Source organism: Clostridiales bacterium, assembly GCA_014799665.1.
Taxonomy (GTDB): Bacteria; Bacillota; Clostridia; order Christensenellales; family Pumilibacteraceae; genus Anaerocaecibacter.
In genome coordinates this window covers 144,854-165,553 of sequence record JAAVHP010000007.1, presented here as the reverse complement: position 1 = coordinate 165,553, position 20,700 = coordinate 144,854, and the positions used below count along the sequence as shown (strand labels likewise).

Annotated in this window: 19 protein-coding genes and 6 tRNA genes; 2 read left to right on the top strand and 23 right to left on the bottom strand. The window is 49.3% G+C overall.

The window, feature by feature from the left end:
- Positions 1-2: 2 nt before the first annotated feature.
- The 4 genes from HDT28_03420 to rpmF all read right to left on the bottom strand — a co-directional run bounded on the left by HDT28_03420 (position 3) and on the right by rpmF (position 2,384).
- A complete protein-coding gene (locus HDT28_03420; protein MBD5131626.1) occupies positions 3-227 on the bottom strand; it encodes a hypothetical protein in 225 nt (74 codons plus the stop codon).
- Positions 228-325: 98 nt separating this feature from the next.
- Complete coding sequence (locus HDT28_03415) at positions 326-976, bottom strand: hypothetical protein (protein ID MBD5131625.1); 651 nt, start codon at positions 974-976, stop codon at positions 326-328.
- A 1-nt stretch (position 977) separates the two neighbouring features.
- Complete coding sequence (plsX, locus tag HDT28_03410) at positions 978-2,000, bottom strand: phosphate acyltransferase PlsX (protein MBD5131624.1); 1,023 nt, start codon at positions 1,998-2,000, stop codon at positions 978-980.
- A gap of 195 nt (positions 2,001-2,195) precedes the next feature.
- Entirely contained in the window at positions 2,196-2,384 is a 189-nt protein-coding gene (rpmF, locus tag HDT28_03405) for a 50S ribosomal protein L32 (GenBank protein MBD5131623.1), read from the bottom strand.
- 164 nt (positions 2,385-2,548) lie between these two features.
- On the opposite strand from rpmF, the gene HDT28_03400 reads away from it, so the two are divergent.
- Positions 2,549-2,623 (top strand) — tRNA-Gly (locus tag HDT28_03400).
- An 85-nt stretch (positions 2,624-2,708) separates the two neighbouring features.
- On the opposite strand, the gene HDT28_03395 is transcribed toward HDT28_03400, so the two are convergent.
- The 12 genes from HDT28_03395 to HDT28_03340 all read right to left on the bottom strand — a co-directional run bounded on the left by HDT28_03395 (position 2,709) and on the right by HDT28_03340 (position 12,114).
- Positions 2,709-5,687 carry a leucine-rich repeat protein gene (locus HDT28_03395; GenBank protein MBD5131622.1) on the bottom strand — a complete coding sequence of 993 codons (2,979 nt, stop codon included), beginning with the start codon at positions 5,685-5,687 and terminating at the stop codon, positions 2,709-2,711.
- Positions 5,688-5,940: 253 nt separating this feature from the next.
- Positions 5,941-6,954 (bottom strand): hypothetical protein, encoded by a 1,014-nt coding sequence (locus HDT28_03390; GenBank protein MBD5131621.1) that lies wholly within the window; start codon positions 6,952-6,954, stop codon positions 5,941-5,943.
- 15 nt (positions 6,955-6,969) lie between these two features.
- On the bottom strand, positions 6,970-7,815 hold the full coding sequence (locus HDT28_03385) for a DegV family protein (GenBank protein MBD5131620.1): 846 nt from the start codon (positions 7,813-7,815) through the stop codon (positions 6,970-6,972).
- Positions 7,816-7,823: 8 nt separating this feature from the next.
- Complete coding sequence (locus HDT28_03380) at positions 7,824-8,639, bottom strand: formate/nitrite transporter family protein (protein MBD5131619.1); 816 nt, start codon at positions 8,637-8,639, stop codon at positions 7,824-7,826.
- 41 nt (positions 8,640-8,680) lie between these two features.
- Positions 8,681-9,283, bottom strand: coding sequence for a hypothetical protein (locus HDT28_03375; GenBank protein MBD5131618.1), 603 nt, complete (start codon positions 9,281-9,283; stop codon positions 8,681-8,683).
- Between the two features lie 226 nt (positions 9,284-9,509).
- Positions 9,510-9,585 (bottom strand) — tRNA-Thr (locus tag HDT28_03370).
- 16 nt (positions 9,586-9,601) lie between these two features.
- A tRNA-Phe gene (locus tag HDT28_03365) sits at positions 9,602-9,677 on the bottom strand.
- A 7-nt stretch (positions 9,678-9,684) separates the two neighbouring features.
- Positions 9,685-9,761 (bottom strand) — tRNA-Asp (locus tag HDT28_03360).
- 6 nt (positions 9,762-9,767) lie between these two features.
- A tRNA-Ile gene (locus HDT28_03355) sits at positions 9,768-9,844 on the bottom strand.
- Positions 9,845-10,102: 258 nt separating this feature from the next.
- Positions 10,103-10,178: transfer RNA gene (locus tag HDT28_03350), tRNA-Lys, on the bottom strand.
- 128 nt (positions 10,179-10,306) lie between these two features.
- On the bottom strand, positions 10,307-11,458 hold the full coding sequence (locus HDT28_03345) for an FprA family A-type flavoprotein (protein ID MBD5131617.1): 1,152 nt from the start codon (positions 11,456-11,458) through the stop codon (positions 10,307-10,309).
- A 38-nt stretch (positions 11,459-11,496) separates the two neighbouring features.
- Complete coding sequence (locus HDT28_03340) at positions 11,497-12,114, bottom strand: sugar O-acetyltransferase (GenBank protein MBD5131616.1); 618 nt, start codon at positions 12,112-12,114, stop codon at positions 11,497-11,499.
- A gap of 51 nt (positions 12,115-12,165) precedes the next feature.
- On the opposite strand from HDT28_03340, the gene HDT28_03335 reads away from it, so the two are divergent.
- Positions 12,166-12,684, top strand: a complete 519-nt coding sequence (locus HDT28_03335; GenBank protein ID MBD5131615.1) for a DNA-deoxyinosine glycosylase — start codon at positions 12,166-12,168, stop codon at positions 12,682-12,684.
- Here HDT28_03335 and HDT28_03330 read toward each other — a convergent pair.
- From HDT28_03330 to HDT28_03300, 7 genes are all read right to left on the bottom strand, one after another.
- Positions 12,681-13,526: an Mrp/NBP35 family ATP-binding protein gene (locus tag HDT28_03330; protein ID MBD5131614.1), complete on the bottom strand. Its 846-nt coding sequence runs from the start codon at positions 13,524-13,526 to the stop codon at positions 12,681-12,683. The two genes, HDT28_03335 and HDT28_03330, sit on opposite strands and share 4 nt — an antisense overlap.
- A gap of 286 nt (positions 13,527-13,812) precedes the next feature.
- On the bottom strand, positions 13,813-14,877 hold the full coding sequence (locus HDT28_03325) for an alpha/beta hydrolase (protein MBD5131613.1): 1,065 nt from the start codon (positions 14,875-14,877) through the stop codon (positions 13,813-13,815).
- Positions 14,878-15,132: 255 nt separating this feature from the next.
- Positions 15,133-15,393: a hypothetical protein gene (locus HDT28_03320; protein ID MBD5131612.1), complete on the bottom strand. Its 261-nt coding sequence runs from the start codon at positions 15,391-15,393 to the stop codon at positions 15,133-15,135.
- A gap of 10 nt (positions 15,394-15,403) precedes the next feature.
- Complete coding sequence (locus HDT28_03315; GenBank protein ID MBD5131611.1) at positions 15,404-16,654, bottom strand: ATP-binding cassette domain-containing protein; 1,251 nt, start codon at positions 16,652-16,654, stop codon at positions 15,404-15,406.
- An 11-nt stretch (positions 16,655-16,665) separates the two neighbouring features.
- Complete coding sequence (locus tag HDT28_03310; GenBank protein MBD5131610.1) at positions 16,666-18,399, bottom strand: ABC transporter ATP-binding protein; 1,734 nt, start codon at positions 18,397-18,399, stop codon at positions 16,666-16,668.
- Positions 18,400-18,408: 9 nt separating this feature from the next.
- Positions 18,409-19,641, bottom strand: a complete 1,233-nt coding sequence (locus tag HDT28_03305) for an ABC transporter permease (GenBank protein ID MBD5131609.1) — start codon at positions 19,639-19,641, stop codon at positions 18,409-18,411.
- A 42-nt stretch (positions 19,642-19,683) separates the two neighbouring features.
- Complete coding sequence (locus HDT28_03300) at positions 19,684-20,682, bottom strand: ABC transporter permease (protein ID MBD5131608.1); 999 nt, start codon at positions 20,680-20,682, stop codon at positions 19,684-19,686.
- Positions 20,683-20,700: the final 18 nt, after the last annotated feature.

Genomic DNA, 20,700 nt, shown 5'->3' with positions numbered 1-20,700 from the left:
AATTACAGCTTGTTTAATTCGTCGTTAAGCATACGCAGATTATTTCTTTCGACCTCGATAAGCTGCGTATAAATACGGAAATATTCCGCGTCGCGCTCGTTCGGCTCGGTCTTATTGAGAAAACTCTCCATGATCGCAGACTGCGAACGCATGCGCTTTTTTTCAAGCTCCTCGATTTCCGCCTCGCTCTCGGCAATTTGTTTTTTCAGATCGCTTTTTCTGGACATTTCAAACTCCTTGTATACCGATATTTTATGGCATAGTCGAACGTTTTGTCAAGCATTTTCGACAAAGTACTCGTCTTTATAAAAGCAAAACCGTTGCCCTAACCTTTAAGCGCAATAACGGCAACGCGCGCGGCGTCCGCCTTCGCTTCCTTATTGTTATGCCCGCTGCCGATAAACGCGCGATCACCCACACTGACCTCGGCGTGCGCGCTTTCGCCTGCGGGAAGCTCTTTATATTCGACCTTACAGCCAAGCCTATTCGCTATCGCCTGCAACTCGCTTTTATAGTCGTGTTCGGGCTCGACAAACGGAAAGTAAACGGCGTCTAAGAGTTTTCTGCACTCGTCAAGTCCATTCGTGCCGCCGTCGAGATACACCGCGCCGATCAACGCTTCAAACAGATCGGAGCGAGCCTTTACCAAAAATGCGTTCTTATCGACGCCCGCACCCACCTGCAAATATTCGATCACACCCAGCCTGTCCACTATGCGCGCAAGCGGCACACGCGAAACGAGCTCTGCGCGACGTTTGGTAAGCGTGCCTTCCTGCGCGGTCGGATCGTCCTTGAACAGTCGCTCGCCAACCAAAAAATTAAGCACGCAATCGCCCAAAAACTCTATACGCTCGTTGCCGACGGCGTCGTGCTCGTTCACGTATGACGAATGCGTAAACGCCGCTTCGAGAAGCTTTACGTTTTTGAATTGATAGCCGATGCGTGCTTGTATTGCTTGAATAGTATTGTTATCCACGTTATTGCTGTTCGCCGCCGGTTTGCTGGGCTTGTTCCGCGGCAACCCCCGCCGTAATGTCGTCTATGATATGATGCTCGTGCATCCTTATTATGTTGCGTATAGAAGCCTTGGTCGATACCTCGTTGGACGAACCGTGCGTTTTGATAACGGGCTTTTTCACGCCAAGAAACGCCGCGCCGCCGTATGCGTGGTAGTTCATTTTGTCTTTCATTGCATACAACGATTTTTTGAGAAGAAGCGCGCCGATCTTGCTCTTGACCGACGAATACATGGCTTTTTTGAGCTCGCTCATAACCATTTTCGCCGTACCCTCGATAGACTTGATAAGCACGTTACCCGCAAACCCGTCAGTGACGATAACGTCGTAGTTGCCGGTAAGCGCGTCGCGGGCTTCCATGTTCCCCACGAAATTGAGATCCGTTTCTTTAAGAAGCGCGTGCGTCGCCTTGCTGCGCTCGTCGCCCTTGTGATCCTCGGTGCCGACCGATAATAAGCCTACGACCGGCTTTTCCGTACCGAACAGCGCGCGCACGTAAATATCCGCCATCTTGGCAAACTGCAATAAAAACTCGGGCTTGCTGTCCACGTTCGCGCCGCAGTCGGCAACGCAAACGAGCTTGCCGTCGATCGACGACGGAATAAGCGAAGCGAGAACGGGTCTGTGCACGCCCTTGATACGCCCGACGAGCAGTGTCGCGCCCGTAAGGACCGCGCCCGTACTGCCGCCGCTGACAAGTCCGACGGACTCGGGATCGTTGTTAAGAATATCGATAGCGCGAACGAGCGACGAATTGGGCTTTTGGCGTATAGCCTTGGTCGGAGTGTCGTTGTTCTCGATAACGTCGGGCGCGTGTTCTATGAGCAGGTTGGACGGCTTTTCGCCGCTAATGCTAGACTTAATGAACTCCTCGTCGCCGACGACCACTATCGTGTAGTTCTTGTATTCGTTAGCCGCGTCTACCGCACCGTTCACCATTTTGGCGGGATGATCGCACGCGCCTATATCAACAATTATTTTCATAAAGAATAAATCTCCTACTTTTTGAAATCGTAGGCGTGTGGCAGACGGGCAACAGTTGGCGAGGCGGCGACGGGAGTGTAGACCCACCTACATGACCGAGCCGCCGAACCAAACGTAGCCCGTATCCCGCAATGCATACGATTTCAAATATAAAAAATTTACCCCGTAATATTACCTATTGCGGGGTAGATTTTATTAGTCGTTACCTTGATTTTTTTCGATTTTGATTTCGTTGTCGTAGCTACCGCAGCTGGGACATACGCGGTGAAGCTGAACAAGCTGATGGCAATTCTTGCACTCAACCAGCGTGGGTGCCGACAACTTCCACTGCGAGCCGCGCGAATGCGTGCGCTGCTTGGACGTTTTATGTTTAGGTACAGCCATGATATTACCTCCTTATGTTTACAGTAACGATTATACAGCAAAGAAAAAATAATGTCAAACATTTTTAAGTCAATTCCAAATTTTTTAATGAAAAATGCTTGACATTATATAAAATAAGTGATATATTTACTATGCTCGGTTGTGAGCAAAACCTAATAAACTATGCGGAAGTGGCTCAGGGGTAGAGCATCACCTTGCCAAGGTGAGGGTCGCGGGTTCGAATCTCGTCTTCCGCTCCAACTAAAAGAACGCTAAACTGCGTTCTTTTTTGTTTGCGAAGCAAACCGCGAAAGTGGAACGAAGTGCAATCACCTTTGCACTAAATTACCACTTGGTGGGCGTACCGTTTACATAGTGCCAGAAATTGCCCTGTGCGGTCGGTCGCGTCTCCGAATAGAAATAAACGGTATTACGACTATCCGGCTGTTCGTTACTCGTTCCCTCTTTCTCGATTTCTTCCCACTGTGAACGCGTGCCGCAGTAAAAAATTTGTGCTTGGGTCACGGTGATGAAAATACTTTTCCCGATTTGCGCAAGGCTTACGGGAAGAACGAGCGTTTCGAGCGCTTTGCAATCCGAGAAAGTGTACGCTTTGATAGATACAACGCCTTCGGGAATGACGATTTCCGTAATTTTGTCACATCCGTGGAACGCATATTGCCCGATCACTTCGACACTTCCGTCGTCGGGGATCACACTGTCGTTGAACGCCTGCACGAGCGTTTTGGTTTCCACGTTGACAAGACAGCGTCCCTTCATAACAAACGTCGTATTACCTTCGGCAATAATAATCTCTTTAAGGGAGGAGCAGTTCTCGAATACTCCATCTCCGATACTCGTCACGTTCTTCGGAATCGTGATGCTTTCAAGCGAACTGCAACCGTAGAAAGTCCTTCCTCCAATCTCGGTTACAGTTTCCGGAATGACAAGCGTCTTCAACGACTTACAGCCCCAGAACATAAACCCGTCGATCTTCCGCAAGCCTTCGGGAAGAATCACTTCTTCAAGATTTTCGCAATCGCCGAATATCGACGACAGGTATGTAACGCCCGAAGGAATTTTTATGCTTTTCAGCAATTTACAGCCATAGAATGCATCGGGATGAATTTCCGTCACCGTTTCGGGGATTTCCGCTTTCTCAATATCGAAGAACGCCGCAAAGACCACAGTCTCCCCGCTGTTTAAAAGCAAACCTCCATCAACCTTAAAATATGGGTTCTCGCCGACAATAATTTTCGGTGTTCCGGACATCATGCGAAGAATATAGTTCCACTCACCGATAATAAAATTGTACGCCCTATGCGTCTTATCCGGATATGGATAGCCGTCCCCAAAGTTGGTAACCCCTACGTTGCGCAAGTTTTTACCAAGGCGTAGCGTTTGAAGATCGATCGACCAACGCGAATTTTCGAATGCATTTTTTGCGAGATAGACCGTTTCATCCGGAATGGAATACTCCGTTCCCGCTCTTCCCGAAGGATAAGTAATGAGGGTGTACAAATCCGTTGAAAACAGCACGCCGTCTTGCGAACAGAAGCGCGGGTTTTTCTCGTCGACGAAAATTGCTTCGAGATCGCATTTCCCCGACCCGTTCAACGCATTTTCGTTGATATAAACCACAGTCTTTGGAACGAACACGGAGACGAATTTAATATCAGGCGAGAGCACACTCTGGATGCTCGGTTCGCCATTCTCGAAGTTAATGAGACTGACGACGGTGAACTCCCGCCCGCCGTAGGCTACCGTTTCGGGAATACTGTACTTGCCGCCCGTCGTAATGCGGGAAAGGTTGACTGTATCGTACCCTACGACCACATAGTCTGTACCATCAAGAGTAAACCCGTCGTAATACAGAATCTCGTCGCCATCGTACTCCGCCGCAGCCCGCGCGGGCAAATCGTAGAGAAAGGAAACGCCCCAATCCGCCGAACTGCCGACGGTGTGCGTTTTCAAAAAATCCCCGTCCGGCGCACAGCAATAAGTATGGGAGGTTCCCCAGTAAACGTCCGGCGTATCGTCCCACGTTAAATCGTACCAATACCACTCGCCGTCGTCGAGCTTCACCAAATTCCAAGCGTGTTTCTCCTTACGACTCTCGCCCGTGACGAAAACATTTTGAATGCCCCGTGCGTTTAAGAGAAGCTGGAAGGCGCGCGCATAGCCTTCGCACACTGCGCCGCGTTCCTCGAACACACCCGCAATACTGTGTGCCCAAGCCGCATCTTCGGGTTGTATTCCGTCTTCCCGGTAAGCATAATCGATTTTGCCGATGATCGCATCGTGATAGGCAAGCGCGACGGTATAGGCGCTCTCCTCCTCCGCAATCGTGAGATATTCCCCGATAATTTCGTACAGCGCGTCGTTGTAGGCGGTGCGCACCGAACCGACGGCGTAGTCCGTCTCCACGTTCAGCGCGATTGATTTGTCGAGAATCGTGAGCGATTTGGAGAGCCAGTAATACAGCGGCTTATCGTCGAGATATGTCTTCCACACGGAGACGGCTTCTTCCACCGTCAAACCATACGACGCATAATTAATTGCGGGTAGCAAGTAATCCTCGTCCGAGAGTTCTGCGTTTGCCGTAGTTTCGCTATGGAAACGCATTACCTGTTTATCGATTTCATCGTACAATCCACACAACCCTGCGCCCTTTTCCAGAGAAGTGAAATACTCGTATCCGTAATTATTATTGTAAGTTTTGTCGAGCATCTTCGCATATGTGATTTTGCAACCGATGCAAACGCCATTTTCAAAGCGATGTTCGCCCGTCGCATCGTCCGTGTACATTTGCGTTGCGCCGCACTTGGTGCAAGTATAATACGCAAATCCGTCATGCACGCAGTCGGCTCGGGTTATAACCGTGCCTTTGTCCCATTCGTGCTCCGTTGCGGATAAAATTTCGTATTCCTTGTCGCCACACTTGGTACATTCCTTCCAACGATACCCCGCAGAAGTGCAGGTCGCTTCTAATCCGGTTTCAACTCCGGAATAGGTATGCTCGCATAACGGCATACTCTTTTTGAAGAGAACATTTCCATTTGAATCTTTCACGACGAATTCGCCATCCTCGTTGATTTCGACGGACCCAATCGTAATACCGCCGCTGACGCCGTCGTCGGAAAGCCATGCAAGAAACTCCGCCTCACTGCCTGTATGTCCGTTATCCAGCCAAATCTTATATGCGCTTTCCGTGCCGTTTGAATCGTCCGTATGGTTGCCCGAAGCGCAAGCAGTCAAGCATGCCGTAATCATACAAACAAACACCAAAATCAATCTGAATGCAATCTTTTTAGTTTTTTTCATCATTCCTCTCCTTAAATGGAAGTAGGTAGCTTAACCTTATCATATCAAAAATGAATACTCCTGTCAAGGGTGATACCCATTTGCACACAAAAAATTGAACCGATTTCGCAAAAATTTACCCGACCGCAAATAAAAAATCTCGCAAAAAGAGTTTTGAAATACGGTGATTATTTACTAAATATAAACAGCAAGGACTTGATAATCCTTGCTGTTTCCCTATTAAATACACATTAACGGCGTTCTTTTTTGATTTCTAATCTTCATCCGTTATTTTAGACATGGTGATTTTCAAATCTATTTCTTTGAGAGCACCGACGAGATAAAGGTAATCGTCCTTTACATTTTGCGGTATATCGTCAAGCTTGGGCTTGAAAACTTTTGCAAGCGAAGGGTGCTCGTGCGCGTAATAAACGGGATAGCCGTTTTCGGGATCGCCCTCACCCGCCTTACGTTCGCGGACGTATTTGTTATCGAGCATTACCACGTAGCTATCTTCGTTGCACTCGTCCATATCGAGCGCATATACGCCGTACGCCAAGTCCGAATACCCATCTGGGCTGTTCCATTTATTTTCGTCAATCAAACTATAATCGCCCGTATGCCAAGCGACCAAATCGTATTTTTCGATAAACTTAGGATATTCGGGACTGTACATACATATACACGGACGCTTGCAACCGAAGCAGACTTTTTTCTTGCAAGCATATTCGCAGTAATCAACGCTCGAAATATCGACGGACTTTACCTTTAAGCCCTTACCCAAAATGCATTGACCGAGATAGCCTATCTTCTTGCCTATATCGCTCGGTTTACTCGGCGGGATCGCCGTCTTTTTCGTAATTATATATCGGGAAAGCTCGTGATCGTGTGCCCCTACGTCCGCATAATGCTTTATAAACGCCTTGATTATCGTCAAGCAATCGTCAAATGTCTTGGCGATAAAAGTGTCCTCTTTATCCCACGGATCGCATTTAATATCGACTTCGTACACCGCGTCGGCGCTCGGGACCATGAACTCCGCGTAAATATTTTTATTATGTTCTATCAGCGTAAGCGCGTGTTTTGCTTCCTGTTTATCAGCAAACACTTCCGCCGCTTCACCGAACAGCTCGATTTTTTTATCGAACGTTGACGCATAGTCCTCGATAAACCTGAGCAAATCCAAATACCCGAACTCGAAATCTTGTTCGGCAACAGCCGCCTGCAAATCTTTCGACGGCAATAATTTTACTATTTTGTTATGAAATTTCTTTTCGGCTTTATTCATTATTTCTCAACGCGATTATTTAGCAAAGAACGCAACGCCGATCGCGTTCGGTCCTACGTGGGTGCCGATAGTACTGCCTATCATGTACTTATGGAGCTTATCTGTTTTATCCTTCCACAAATGCGCGCTGTCGTTTACGTACTTATCCAATAGCGCAACGTCCGTACCCGAATATACAAGCACGTACGGCATATCGAAGTCGACGCCGTATTTATCGATAAACTGGGTCAAAAGATTGCTTCCGCGCTTGGAGCCCATTGCTTTACCGACGAGCTTTACCTCGCCGTCAGTGATCGATATAACGGGCTTTATCGAGAACACTTCGCCCGCGAATGCGACTGCGGCGGATATGCGCCCACCCTTTTTAAGGTATTCGAGCGTACCCAAAAGTGCGAGAAAGCAGATCTTATGCTTTTTCTCGTCGAGAATATCCGCAAGCTTATTCACGTTCGTTTCGCCGTCCTTGATAAGCCTTAGAGCGTACTCGAACAGCATACGCTCGCCCGCGCTCGCGTTAAGGCTGTCTACAACTCGCACCTTGCCGTTAAACTTACTCGCCGCGGCGCAGGCGTTATTATACGTGCCGGACAACTTGGACGACAGTGTAATAGCGATCACGTCGCTTCCGTCCGCTGTAAGCTCGGCGAATTTTTCTTCGAAGCGGTATTCGTTTATTTGGCTCGTTTGCGGCATTTCGTCGCTTTCGATAAGCTTTTCGAAAAACTCCTCATGGGAAAGGTTCACGCCGTCGGCGTACTCGGTGTCGCCGAAACGAATAAACATAGGTATAAAATCTATGCCGAGAGCCGCCGCGTCGCGCGCGTCTATATCCGACGCGCTGTCAACCAAAATCTTTATCATTGATTCACCTAATTTTTTTGTTCGGGGTCGGGGTCGGTTTCTTCGACCTTGACCTTTTCGGGACGGAAGTATACCGCCCAATACGCGACCGCGATAAGCGCGCCGCCGATTATATTACCCAGTGTAGAAGCGAGTAAGCTGAAAACCAATCCGTTGCCGAAGCTAAGCCCCGCCGCGGCTATACCGTACTCGGCGGAAGCCATAAGCCCCGAAGTTATGTAAAACATATTAGCTATGCTGTGCTCGAAGCCGCAAGCAACAAACGCGAATATGGGGAGATATAAAGCTATGATCTTGCCGCCCGCGCTCTTGCTCGCCATAGCCGCCCATACGGCAAGGCATACGAGTATGTTGCAAAGAATGCCTTTTAACAGCGCATAGCCGAAGTTGGCGTTGCACTTGGCGGCGGCGGTTATAACGCTTGCCGTTGCGGCAGGCTCGCTGTAAACGTGCCCGTATACTACAAGAACAGCGATAAGCACCGCGCCGATAAAGTTACCGACGTACGCCAAACCCCAGTTTTTGAGCATACCGAGCGGCTTAATTTTCTTGCTCATGAGCGGAGCGACAAGTAAGCAATTGCCTGTAAACAGCTCTGCGCCGCAGATTACTACGAGCATAAGCCCGAGCGGAAAAACCGCGCCCTTGATCAAGTTCGCCTGCACACCCTCGAACCCGCTGCCCGCAATCGTTGCGACCACACCGCCCAATGCGATAAACGCGCCCGCGAGCACGCCGAGTATGAGTAGCTTATACCAATTCAGCGTAGTTTTCGTTTGCGCTATGCCGTTATAGTTCTCGGCGATTTGTTTAGGAGTATTCATACTCTAATTATACATATTTTCGTCGTAAATTGTCAATCGAATTACCCGCGGTTTTTCTTGACCCAAAATCTATTAGTGCGCGCGTATTCCCAATCGAGCTTTTGCGGCGGATTGCCTATCTGCTCATACGCCCACCACATCATATCGGACACAGTTTCGAGGTCGACCTCGCCCGTCGCCGCGCCGAACGCGGGAACGACCATCGTGTTTACGCCGTTCTGCAAGGCCGTAATAAGACAGGTGCGCATACAGTGATAGATCACTGCGGGATCGAGTATCTTTTCGGGATAGCGCATAGTCGGCGTGTGAATGAGCTTGATGCCTTCGATATTGGTATCGAGTATAATGCTCGACCCGACGGGCTGCTCGCCGTAGAGGTTTTCGATTAAATATTTCTGAACGAGGGCTTGGAGATCCCAGCCGAAATAATCAGATATCGCTTGATCGTATCCCCCGTCCATAAGCGCATAACCGTTCGCCGGCGAAACCACGCAATCGACCTTGTACGTTTTCATGAACGCCAAAAAGTCCATGCACACTACTTCTACGTTTTTAATGCCGAAAAAATGCTTGCGCCATGCCGAGCACATTTCTATATCTCTGTCGAGTAAATATATTTTAAGACTGCCGAGATCTTTGTTCATAAACCATTCTCCTGTACTCAAATAAATTTTTACCGACAAAAGCCCCCTAAAAAGGGGGCTTGGAGCCGAAGATGGGACTGGCGCGCATTGCTTCGCAATTCGCCCGCTTCGCAGCGCAGCTGCTCGCGCCCTCGCTAAAAATATGCCACAGGCATATTTTATTAACGCTCGTGCCCTGCGGGTTCAAGTCCCTTTTACCGACAAAAGCCCCCTAAAAAGGGGGCTTTGGAGCCGAAGATGGGACTTGAACCCGCAACCTACTGATTACAAGTCAGTTGCTCTACCGATTGAGCTACTTCGGCGCAGTCAAATAGATTGTGGTGCCTCGGGGCGGAATCGAACCACCGACACAGGGATTTTCAGTCCCTTGCTCTACCGACTGAGCTACCGAGGCAAAAGTTTGGCGACCCGGAAGGGGCTTGAACCCTCGACCTCCAGCGTGACAGGCTGGCGTACTAACCAACTGTACTACCGGGCCACAAATTGGTGGACCTTCAGGGACTTGAACCCCGGACAAACCGGTTATGAGCCGGTTGCTCTAACCAACTGAGCTAAAGGTCCATAACCCATGTGCTTAGCTTTAATAATATACTATAAACAGAAAATTTTGTCAACAAAAATAACGCCGTTTTTGCAATGATTTTCAAAAAATTTTATTACTGCTTATTATTGTTCGAGGTGTACCACTAAAAATGTCCCCCTCTATGCGGAGTAATAACCCGCCCTCGGAGATTGCCCGCGGAACTCGCGGGTGACATTTCACTACGCAAATGTACAAAACAAATAACCCTGCTACTATTGTAGCAGGATTATTTGTTTTGGTACACCCTCGGAGACTCGAACTCCGGACCCACTGATTAAGAGTCAGTTGCTCTACCAACTGAGCTAAGGATGCATAAGAGCATAGATATATTAACACATACTTTAAGATATGTCAAGGATTTTTCGGGGATTGAGAAAAAATAATTTTCAAATCAAAACGCACCCGTTTTTACGGGTGCGTTAATTTATTACGATAATTAATTATGCAAGCTCGGTGGCAAGCGCTTCGAGCTGCTTTTCGGCTTCGCTTTCCAGCGCGGACTTGACGGTAACTACGGTTTCGGCAAACGAAATGTTTTTCATAGCCTCGAACATAGTGCGCATGGTCTTAGCTGCGGCGGGTGCCCAGCTGCCGTTCTCGATAAACGCGATCTTGCGGTTTTGGTAGTTCTTTGCTTTAAGCTTATTGATGAACGTTTCCATTACGGGCATGATCGCGCCGTCATACGTTATACCGGCTGTGACGAGCCTGTCGTAACGGAATGCGTCCTCGACCGCTTCCGCCATATCGCAACGCGCAAGATCGAAAACCGACGCTTTTACGCCCTTTGCCGTGAGAAGCTCGGCGAGCTTTTGCGCTGCGGCGGCAGTATTGCCGTATATCGACGCGTACGCTATCGTTACGCCCTTATCCTCGGGAGTGTACGTGCTCCAAGTATTGTATTTATCGATATAGTAACCGAGGTTTTCGGTGAGCACGGGACCGTGCAACGGGCAGATGATCGAAATATCAAGCGCGGCGGCTTTTTTAAGCACGGCTTGAACTGTCGTTCCGTACTTGCCGACTATGTTAAAGTAGTATCTTCTCGCCTCGCACGCCCAGTCCTCGTCCGCATCGAGTGCGCCGAACTTGCCGAACGCGTCCGCAGAGAACAAAACCTTCTCCGTCTTTTCGTACGTGAACATTACCTCGGGCCAATGCACCATGGGCGCGAAAACGAATTTCAAAACGTGCTTGCCGAGCGAGAGCTCGTCGCCTTCCTTGACTACGTGCTTATTCTCTATCAGCTTGCCGAAAAACCGCTCGGCTATGCCGAAGGTCTTTTCGTTCCCGACTGCTACCGTCTTAGGGTACTTACTCAGGAACGAGCGGATACTCGACGAGTGGTCGGGTTCCATGTGCGAAATAATGAGATAGTCGGGGTTGCGCCCGCCGAGCGTTACTTCGAGATTGGCAAGCCATTCGTCGGTCTTGCGCTTATCGACCGTATCGAATACGGCGATCTTATCGTCGATGAGTACGTACGAATTGTAAGAAATGCCGTTCGGCACAACGTACTGCCCCTCGAACAGGTCGATCGTCTTATCGTTGACGCCGACGTACTTAATGCTTTTTGTAATGTTAGACATAATTCCTCCGGAAAATGTTATTATTAATTTCTATACAAAGCTTAGAAAAGCTCTTTCTTATTTTCAAGCCGATCGGTCTCGCTTATTTTGCGCGCGACACGGCAAGGGTTGCCGTAAGCCAAGCTGTTAGGCGGAATCTCGCCCGTTACCACCGAGCCCGCGCCGATAACGCAGCCCTCGCCTATTTTAGCGCCCGCGAGGATAGTTACGTTACCCGCTATCCAGCAGTTATCACCGATCGTAATGGGCGCGCCGTATTCCTTATCGGTAACCACGCCGCGTGCGTTGACGTAGGGGTTTCTGTCCTCGTAACAGAGCGGATGCTTGGGCGAAAGTATGGACACGTTGGGGCCGATAAAAACATTGTCGCCGATCGTGACGGGACATACGTCGAGCACTGTGAAATTAAAGTTTGCGTAAAAGTTTTTGCCGACCGATGTGAAAACACCGTAATCGAAAAATATCGGCCCTTGAAGGTACGCGCCGTCGCCGCGATTGGGCAAAAGCTCGTCGAGTATCGCCTTGCGCTCGCTCTCCTGCGTCTCTACGGTATCGTTATAGCGCTTGCATAAAATATGCGCTTTCTGCCTAAGCGGTAACAGCTGAGGATCGCTAGGGTCATATATTTTGCCCGCTAGCATTTTTTCTTTTTCGTTCATAAATGTATGTTCCTTGTTTACTTTCCGTAAAAAGCCGTGTATAATATAGCTATGCAAAACGCAAGACACGCAACCCACGACTCAGTTCCGCCGCTTATCGACGAACATTGCCATACGCTCGTACTCGGCTCTATGCTCTCGCCCAAATCGGTAGAAGCTTCGTTCTACTACGCGCATCCGCAAAACAGGTTTTGGCGTGTGCTTGCCGCTGTGTTTAACGAAAACTATTCAACCGATACAGCCGAAAGGTCCAAACTTGCGCTCGATCACGGCATTGCGCTTTGGGACGTGATTTACAGCTGCGATATTATCGGCGCGGCGGACAGCACGATAACAAACGTGGAATTTAACGATATAGTGGACTTACTCGCCTGTTATCCGTCTATTAAACGAATTTACACGACGGGCGGCGCGGCGTTTAAGCTGCTCAAAAAATACGCAAAAACAGTCGATAATTCGATCGTTCGAAACGCGCAAGCGCTGCCGTCCACAAGTCCGCTGAACTGCGCGACTTCGCTCGACGCGCTTATCTCGAAGTACTCCGTTCTTGCTAATATCCCGCAAGACTAATGCTTACTTACGGGCAAGCCGCTTTCCAAGATATCGACGGCGGCGTTCGCGTAATCGACAGTCGTTTCGTCGAGCTTGCCGCTGTCGGCGGCTTGGACGAGATTTTTATCGTACGGGATCTGCGCCAATAACGGCAGACCAAATTTTTGCGCGACGCGCGCCGTAGCTTCGCCGTCGCCGAAAAGTGTTATCTTGTCGTTGCAGTGCGGGCACAGCACGTAGCTCATGTTCTCGACGATACCGAGTACAGGTATCTTCATAAGGTTTGCCATGTTGACAGCCTTTTCGACTATCATGGACACAAGCTCCTGCGGCGTTGTGACTATCACAATGCCGTCAACTTTGATCGACTGAAAAACGGTAAGAGGCACGTCGCCTGTTCCAGGCGGGCAGTCAATAAACATATAGTCTACGTCACCCCAAATAACGTCCGTCCAGAACTGCTTGACCATGCCTGCGATAACGGGTCCGCGCCAAACGATGGGATCGGTTTCGTTTTCCAGCAAAAGGTTTGACGATATAATGCGTATACCCTTAGACGTTTCGGCGGGATAAATGCCGTTCTGATCGCCTGCAAGCTCGCCGCTGACGCCGAACATTTTGGGAATGGACGCGCCTGTTATATCTGCGTCGAGAATGGCGCATTTATAGCCTTTTTTGTTCATGGTCGCCGCCAAAAGCGAAGTGACGGACGATTTACCCACGCCACCCTTGCCGCTCACTACGGCTATTACGCGCTTGATGCGCGACAGCTCGTGCGGCTTGTCGAACTTAGGCGCGTCGTCTTTTCTGTCGCCGCAGCTTTGCGAACAGCTCGAACAATCGTGACTGCAATTACTCATATATTCACCTACCGTATAATAACCGAATTAGTATGATCGTCGGCATATTTTGAATTTTCGCCGACCTCTTTCGCGGTTATACCTATTCTATCATTAAACCGTACCAAAAGCAACTAAAACCTACTTCTTTTTGGAAAGAAGTAGGCAAGAAAGTCACTTCTTTGAAAAGAAGTAACCAAGAAACTTTTATGTTATTTTATGCACAATAAAAATACCTAACGGTTCTTTTTAAATAAGAAAGTAAGAAACCTTATGTTGGGTTTAGCTTTAAAAATAGCTTTTATTTTTACTTAAACTTGATTTTATCGCCGGCAAGGCGTTTTGCAAAAGACAGCATCAACTCGTTTGCGGCGACGGCGTCCTCACCACTCCACGTGAGCGAGAAACAATGGTTGGAAGTGATATGCCGTGCGTTGTAATACTCGTAGTACACGCCGCAGCTATCGAGTTTTTCTTTAAGAACGTCGCCCTGACCGCGGCAAAATATATCGGCGGAGGAATAGATCAAGAACGTGGGCGGAAAATCGCTGTTTACAAAATCGATCGGCATACAACAGTCCGAGTATTCGTAGTCGTTGAACTCATCAATCTTAGCACCGGTAAGGCTCAAAATAACGCCGTCCGCAATATCTAGCGGGTCGCGCACCTTTCGCACGGTTGCCATATCGTAAATGCCGCAGTTGAGCAATACACCGAACGCTTTAAAGTCGAGCGAACGCGATATGCGAGTTTTGAGCTTTTCGTTATTATTGAGCGATGCAACCAATGCCGCATAGTATGCGCCCGCGCTGTCGCCGTCCAGAATAATGCGGCTTGCGTCGATATTGAATTTCTCGGCGTGAGCGTGGATATAATTTGCGGCGTCGACAATATGGAGTATGGGCGACGGAAAAGTAAAGTCGGGCGCAAGCCCGTAATTTATGCAAAACACGGTAAAACCATTGAGCGCGAGGAACTTAGCCCTGCCCTTGCGGTACTTCTTATCGCCCGCCGTGAATCCACCGCCGTGAATAATTATAACGGCAGGCTGAGGCTCGTTCGTCGGTATTCTATACATATCGAACGTGCAAATATCGCTTTCACCGCCGTCGTACACTATATCAGCTTGACACTCAATTTTATCTTCGTTGGATTTTTTTACGTACGGGCAGGAATTTTGCGGCATACTGAAAAGAATATCGATAGCGCGGAATAACGCTTTCGTTTTCTTGACCGCACGACGGCGTCTATGTTTTTGCCAACCGTTTAGCTCTTTGTCGTTATTTATCTGATCGATAAGCTTATTTGTTTCGGCACGTATCGGTTCTTCGAGAATATCGGCTTGTTTTGAGCGTTTTTTGTTCTTGCCCATGCTTTTTACTTCCTTTTACGAACATTTTACAACACAACCAATGAAATGTCAAGCCCATACTTCTTTTTGGAAAGAAGTATGCAAGAAAAGTTACTTCTTTGAAAAGAAGTAACCAAGAAACTTTTACGTTTTTAATGGGCAGTAATAATTTCCAAACATTTCTTTTAGAATAAGAAAGTAAGGAACCTTAAAACTTAATCGCATATAAAAACGCACCCCGAAAGCTATTATCAACTTTCGAAGTGCGTTTCAAACTTATTTGTTAATGAACCAGCCGTTAAGCCAGCATACGATGAGTCCAACCGTCAAGCCGAAACCGATAAGCACGGCAAGTATGCGCGGCGCGTATGCGGCGAACCAAGCGCGTATCATCGCCCAAGTTTCCTTGCGGGTCGGTTTATCCTCGTCGCTCACCTTTCTATCCCGATTGGGGCTATACCAAGGCAAGCCTTCGACGTTCATATCGGCGACTGTTCTGCCGTCGTCGTCATCGTATTTTTTCTTCTTTTTTGACATGAATTAAAAATTAATCCTGCGGATATAAATGACACGCACAGAAATGTCCGTTGCCGTAGTCCTTGAACTTAGGCTCTACGTGCTTGCAAACCTCCATACAGCGCGAGCAACGCGTGTGGAACTTGCAGCCTTCGGGCGGATGCGCGGGGCTGGGAATGTCGCCGCTGAGTATTATGCGGTTTCCCTTGTAGTGCGGATCGGGAACGGGCACGGCGGAAAGCAATGCGTGCGTGTACGGATGCATGGGGTTATTGAAGATTTCCTTCTCGTTACCGAGCTCGACGAAATTGCCGAGGTACATAACGCCCACCCTGTCCGAAATGTGCTGAACTACGCTCAAATCGTGCGAGATGAACAAATATGTAAGGTTCATATCGCGTTGAAGCTCTTTCAAGAGGTTGATGACCTGAGCTTGGATCGAAACGTCGAGCGCCGATACGGGCTCGTCGCAAACGACGAATTTGGGCTTAACCGCGAGCGCGCGAGCAATGCATATACGCTGACGCTGACCGCCAGAGAACTCGTGCGGGTAGCGGTCGAAATAGAAATCCTGCAAACCGCACTTGCGCATGATCTCGATAACGTAATCGCGCTGTTCGTTCTTGGGCACGATTTTATGGACCTTAACGGCTTCGCCTATAATGTCGCCTACGGGACTGCGCGGCGGCAAACTGCTGTACGGGTCCTGGAATATTATTTGCATTTTGGTACGGAACTTGCGCATTTCGTTCGGTTTGAGCTTGGTTATATCCGTACCGTCAAAGAATACCTGACCGTCCGTAATGTCGTGCAAGCGCAGAATGCTTCTGCCCATCGTGCTCTTGCCGCAACCACTTTCGCCGACTATGCCGAGCGTTTCGCCGGGATACATGGTAAAGCTGACGCCGTTGACCGCTTTAACGTAGGTGATTTGCCGCGCAAGCTTATACTTATACTTAGGCTTTTGCTCGGCTGTTTTCTTCTCGTTTTCGCCGTCCTCGGGCGTTACTTCGGCTTCGGCTTTAAGCTCGTCCGTTTGTGCGGGCACTTCCGCATTATCGATCGTTTCGGTTTGTTCGCCGTTCTCCGCCGTTTCCGTTTGCTCGGCGGAAGGGATAGTTACTAAGCTCTCGTCTTTCGTTTCGACGGGCGTTTTAAGTATCTTCCATTCCTTTTTGGCAACAAAGTATTTTTTTAGATTTTTGACTTCTAAAATGAACTGCGAACCGTTCGCCGAGGAATTCTCATCGGACGTAACAACGGTATTCTCTTGGTCTTGCATCGTTTCGTCCATTATTTATTCTCCTCTTTCTTTGTACGCGGTTTTGCCGCAGTCGACTTGGGCGCGGCTTTTGCTGAGCTCGTAGACTTCTTTGCTGCCGTTGTCTTTGTCGTTGCGGTCTTAGCCGACGTCGATTTAGTCGTAGTCTTTTTTTCGGTCGCAGACTTAGCGGCGGGCTTTTTGGTCGTTGTCGACTTCTTCGCCGTAGTCTTTTTGGCAGTAGACTTTTTCGCCGTCTTTTTCTTAGGTTCGTCGGCAGTAGCCGCTTCCTCGACGGGCGGGTCGAGATCGGCTTTTGCCGCCAACGCTTCCGCTTCCTTTGCGGCTTGCTCCTCGGCGGCGCGCTTGGCGTTGATTGCGTCAAGCTTTTCTTGCGCGCAGTAGCAAGCTACGCTGTGCGTGGGCGTGACCTGAACGAGCGCAGGATATTCGCCGTTGCAGCATTCCTTGCAGTCCTCGCACCTGTCCTTGAAATAGCAATATGTCGGCATATTGATCGGGTTGGGAACCTGACCCTTTATGCTGTACAGCCAATCTACGTCCTTATTGATAACGGGTTTACTCTTTTGCAAGCCTATCGTGTACGGGTGCAAAGGTGTGTCGAAAATTTCCTCGACCGTGCCTTTTTCTATGACCCTGCCCGCGTACATGACGACGACGTAGTCCGCCATGCCCGCGATAACGCCAAGGTCGTGCGTGATAAGCATGATCGAGCCGTTAATCTTGGTCTTGATATCTTTGAGAAGGTCGAGAACCTGTGCCTGTATCGTAACGTCGAGCGCCGTAGTCGGCTCGTCGGCGACGATAAGCTTGGGGTTGCAAGCAAGCGCCATGGCTATCATGACGCGCTGACGCATACCGCCCGAAAGCTCGTGCGGATAGCTCTTGTAAACGATTTCGGGCATAGCGATGCCGACGAGCCCGAGCATTTCGAGCGTGCGATTTTTTGCAAGCACCTTATCCGCGCCGGGCGTGTGAAGAAGAACGACCTCGTCGAGCTGGTTGCCTATGGTAAAGAGCGGGTTAAGGCTCGTCATAGGCTCTTGGAAGATCATGGCGATCTCTTTACCGCGGATGCGCCGCATCGAGTTGGTGGGCATCTTGGTAATATCGAAAACTTTGTCTTCGAGCTCGAATGCGGGGAAGCCGTTGCCGTCCTTCGCCTGAACATTCTTCATTACGGGGTTGCCGTCCTTGTCGAGAACGGGATTACCCTTTTTATCGAGCGCAGGCTCGGTCTTGATAACGCGCTCGCCGTCTTTTTCCTCGTATTCCCAAACGGGAATCGGTTTGCCGTTTTCGTCGCGCTTGTAGTCCTGCGTATTGAATCTTATCGCGCCGTCCACGATTTGACCCTGCGGGGCTTGGACGAGCTGCATGACCGACAGCGAAGTGACCGATTTTCCGCAGCCGCTCTCGCCGACTATGCCGACGACCGAGCTTTTGGGAATATCGAAAGAAACGCCGTCGACCGCTTTGGATACGCCTGCGTCGGTAAAGAAATAGGTTTTAAGCCCGTCTACTTCGAGAATGTTCGAGGGGTCGCGCATCTGCGTAACGTACTCGCTTTCCTCTACCTTGCGAAGCTTCCTCTTTTCGTACATACGGGTGGTTTTGCGGTTCTCGTTGGAGATTTTACGCGCTTCCTTGCCCGAAATATAATGAGGATCGTCCTTGTGGGTAACGTGACGGTACCAATCTTTGACTTTAACTATAACCGATTTTTTTTCTTTATTATCCGCCATATCGCCCTCCTATCTCTTCATCTTGGGATCGAGCGCGTCACGCAAGCCGTCGCCGATAAAGTTAAACGCAACGACGGCAATTATGATGATCAAGCCCGCGGGCAACCAGTCCGCAATATAGAATTGCATGATCGTGGGATTGTTCGTGGCAAGACTGACCATTTGACCGAGCGATGCGAGAGTGGACGGAACGCCGAGCCCTAAGAAGCTTAATGACGCTTCCGTAAGTATCGTACCGCCCAAGCCGAGCGTCATGGAAACGATCAACTGCGGCATTACGTTGGGAACAAGGTGCTTGAATATCTTACGCCCTACTCCAAAGCCGAGCGCGTCGGCGGCGACCATGTATTCCTGCTCGCGCAAGAATAGTATTTGACCGCGAACGAGCCGCGCAGTACCCGGCCAGCTGAGCAAGGTCAATGCGCCTAGCATGATATATATTCGGTACTCCAAGTTCCAGCCCGTACCGTCGAATATAGCGCCGACTATGAGCAAGATGGGCAGCGACGGAATACAGTTGAGGATATCGACCACACGCATGATGATCATATCCACCCAGCCGCCGAAGTAACCTGCCAGACCGCCGAGTATTATACCCAAAACGGTGTATATCAAAACTACCAGGAAGCTCAGCATGAGCGACATTCGCCCGCCGTACATGAGCCGAGCGAGTATATCGTAGCCGTCGTTATCGGTGCCTAAAACGTGCAATGCGCGTTCGCCGTCGTTGGTTTCTCCGTACGTCCATGCGTGAGCGTGCTTGTTAATTCCGGGCTGATTGACCGAAATTCTGTAATAGGTATATTCTTCGCCGTCGGGTCCGATTGCCGTATGCGAAATATTGCTGTAATATATACGCTCTGCCGGCGAGTAGTCGATTTCGCTCTGTCCCCACGGCACGAACAACGGACCGATGAAAGAGAAAACGAGCACCGCCAAGAACATGGTAAGACCAACGACCGAAAGCCGCGAGCGGAAGAACCGTTTTATTACGAGCTTAAACGGCGACACGATACGTACGCGGTCGGCAAGAGCTTCTTCTTTTTCGTCCTTTACCTCGGCGGCACGATCGTCGATAGCGTCCTCGGAAACAAGACCTGCGTCGAGCGCAACACCTGCCGCAACGGCATTGGTTTGATCTTCGAGCACGGCATTTGCCACGCCGTTATCGATCTCGATTTCGGCGTTGTTATCTACCTCCAACTCGGGAACCGTGGGCTTGACCGCCTCGGTTTCGGGCATATTAGCTTTATTCTTTTCGTTTTTTGCCATAATATCGCCCGCCTACTTGGAAATCTTAATTCTCGGATCGACCAACATATAGGTAATATCCGAAAGGAGTGTGCCTATTACCGTAAGTATGGCAATAAACATATTGTAGCCCATAACGAAAGGTATATCGCCCTCTCTGAGTGCGTTATAAGCGATCTGACCTATACCGTCGAGCGAGAAGACCTGTTCGAGTATCATCATACCGCCGAAAAGGCTGGGAATAATGCCCGCCGTCATGGTAACAATAGGAACCATGGTGTTACGGAAAACGTGCTTATACACGACCTTGTGCTCAGACAAGCCCTTGGCGCGCGCAGTGCGGATATAGTCCTGGTTAAGCACTTCGAGCGTGTTGGTACGCGTGTGGCGCATAAGACCGCCGATAGAGCCGATAATAATGGCTATCATAGGCAGTATCATGTGCCAAAGCTCGTTTATCAGCTTGCCGAATCCGTTGCCCGTCCAGTCTACCGTAGAGTCGTAAAGACCGGACGTCGGGAACCAGCCGAACTGCACCGAAAATATACGGATGAGCAATATTGCAAGGAAGAAACTGGGCAACGAAATACCGATCATCGAGAATACCGACGTGGTATAGTCGACAACGCCGTACTGGCGAGTCGCCGCCTTTATGCCGAGCGGTATCGCTATCACGAATTGGAATATGTACGCGATCAAAGCGACCGAGAACGATATCCACATATGATCGGCAATAACTTTCGCAACGGGCTGGTTGTACTTGAACGAAGTGCCCAAATCGCCTTTAAACGCCGCAGAAAGCCAACCCCAGTACCCTTTTAGGATGCCCACAAAAGAGCTATCGGCTAAGCCGTATAACTCTTTTATGCGTTCCATTTCTTCCAATGACGCCGTTCCCTGCATCGCATTCGCCAAGAAATGGCGCTCTACGTAGTCGATGGGCAAGCAGCGCATCAACAGGTAAAGTATAAGCGATACGAAGAACAGTATCAGTATTGAGTATAATACTCGTTTGATAATGTATTTAACCATTTACTTCTCGCCTGTTTT

Bases quoted from the DNA above. Each gene is read 5' to 3' on its own strand.
- HDT28_03385 (MBD5131620.1), bottom strand. From the start codon at position 7,815: ATGATAAAGATTTTGGTTGACAGCGCGTCGGATATAGACGCGCGCGAC.
- HDT28_03395 (MBD5131622.1), bottom strand. From the start codon at position 5,687: ATGAAAAAAACTAAAAAGATTGCATTCAGATTGATTTTGGTGTTTGTT.
- HDT28_03320 (MBD5131612.1), bottom strand. From the start codon at position 15,393: ATGTCAAAAAAGAAGAAAAAATACGATGACGACGACGGCAGAACAGTC.
- rpmF (MBD5131623.1), bottom strand. From the start codon at position 2,384: ATGGCTGTACCTAAACATAAAACGTCCAAGCAGCGCACGCATTCGCGC.
- HDT28_03305 (MBD5131609.1), bottom strand. From the start codon at position 19,641: ATGCCCGAAACCGAGGCGGTCAAGCCCACGGTTCCCGAGTTGGAGGTA.
- HDT28_03325 (MBD5131613.1), bottom strand. From the start codon at position 14,877: ATGGGCAAGAACAAAAAACGCTCAAAACAAGCCGATATTCTCGAAGAA.
- HDT28_03330 (MBD5131614.1), bottom strand. From the start codon at position 13,526: ATGAGTAATTGCAGTCACGATTGTTCGAGCTGTTCGCAAAGCTGCGGC.
- HDT28_03420 (MBD5131626.1), bottom strand. From the start codon at position 227: ATGTCCAGAAAAAGCGATCTGAAAAAACAAATTGCCGAGAGCGAGGCG.
- HDT28_03335 (MBD5131615.1), top strand. From the start codon at position 12,166: ATGCAAAACGCAAGACACGCAACCCACGACTCAGTTCCGCCGCTTATC.
- HDT28_03340 (MBD5131616.1), bottom strand. From the start codon at position 12,114: ATGAACGAAAAAGAAAAAATGCTAGCGGGCAAAATATATGACCCTAGC.
- plsX (MBD5131624.1), bottom strand. From the start codon at position 2,000: ATGAAAATAATTGTTGATATAGGCGCGTGCGATCATCCCGCCAAAATG.
- HDT28_03310 (MBD5131610.1), bottom strand. From the start codon at position 18,399: ATGGCGGATAATAAAGAAAAAAAATCGGTTATAGTTAAAGTCAAAGAT.
- HDT28_03390 (MBD5131621.1), bottom strand. From the start codon at position 6,954: ATGAATAAAGCCGAAAAGAAATTTCATAACAAAATAGTAAAATTATTG.
- HDT28_03300 (MBD5131608.1), bottom strand. From the start codon at position 20,682: ATGGTTAAATACATTATCAAACGAGTATTATACTCAATACTGATACTG.
- HDT28_03375 (MBD5131618.1), bottom strand. From the start codon at position 9,283: ATGAACAAAGATCTCGGCAGTCTTAAAATATATTTACTCGACAGAGAT.
- HDT28_03315 (MBD5131611.1), bottom strand. From the start codon at position 16,654: ATGCAAGACCAAGAGAATACCGTTGTTACGTCCGATGAGAATTCCTCG.
- HDT28_03380 (MBD5131619.1), bottom strand. From the start codon at position 8,639: ATGAATACTCCTAAACAAATCGCCGAGAACTATAACGGCATAGCGCAA.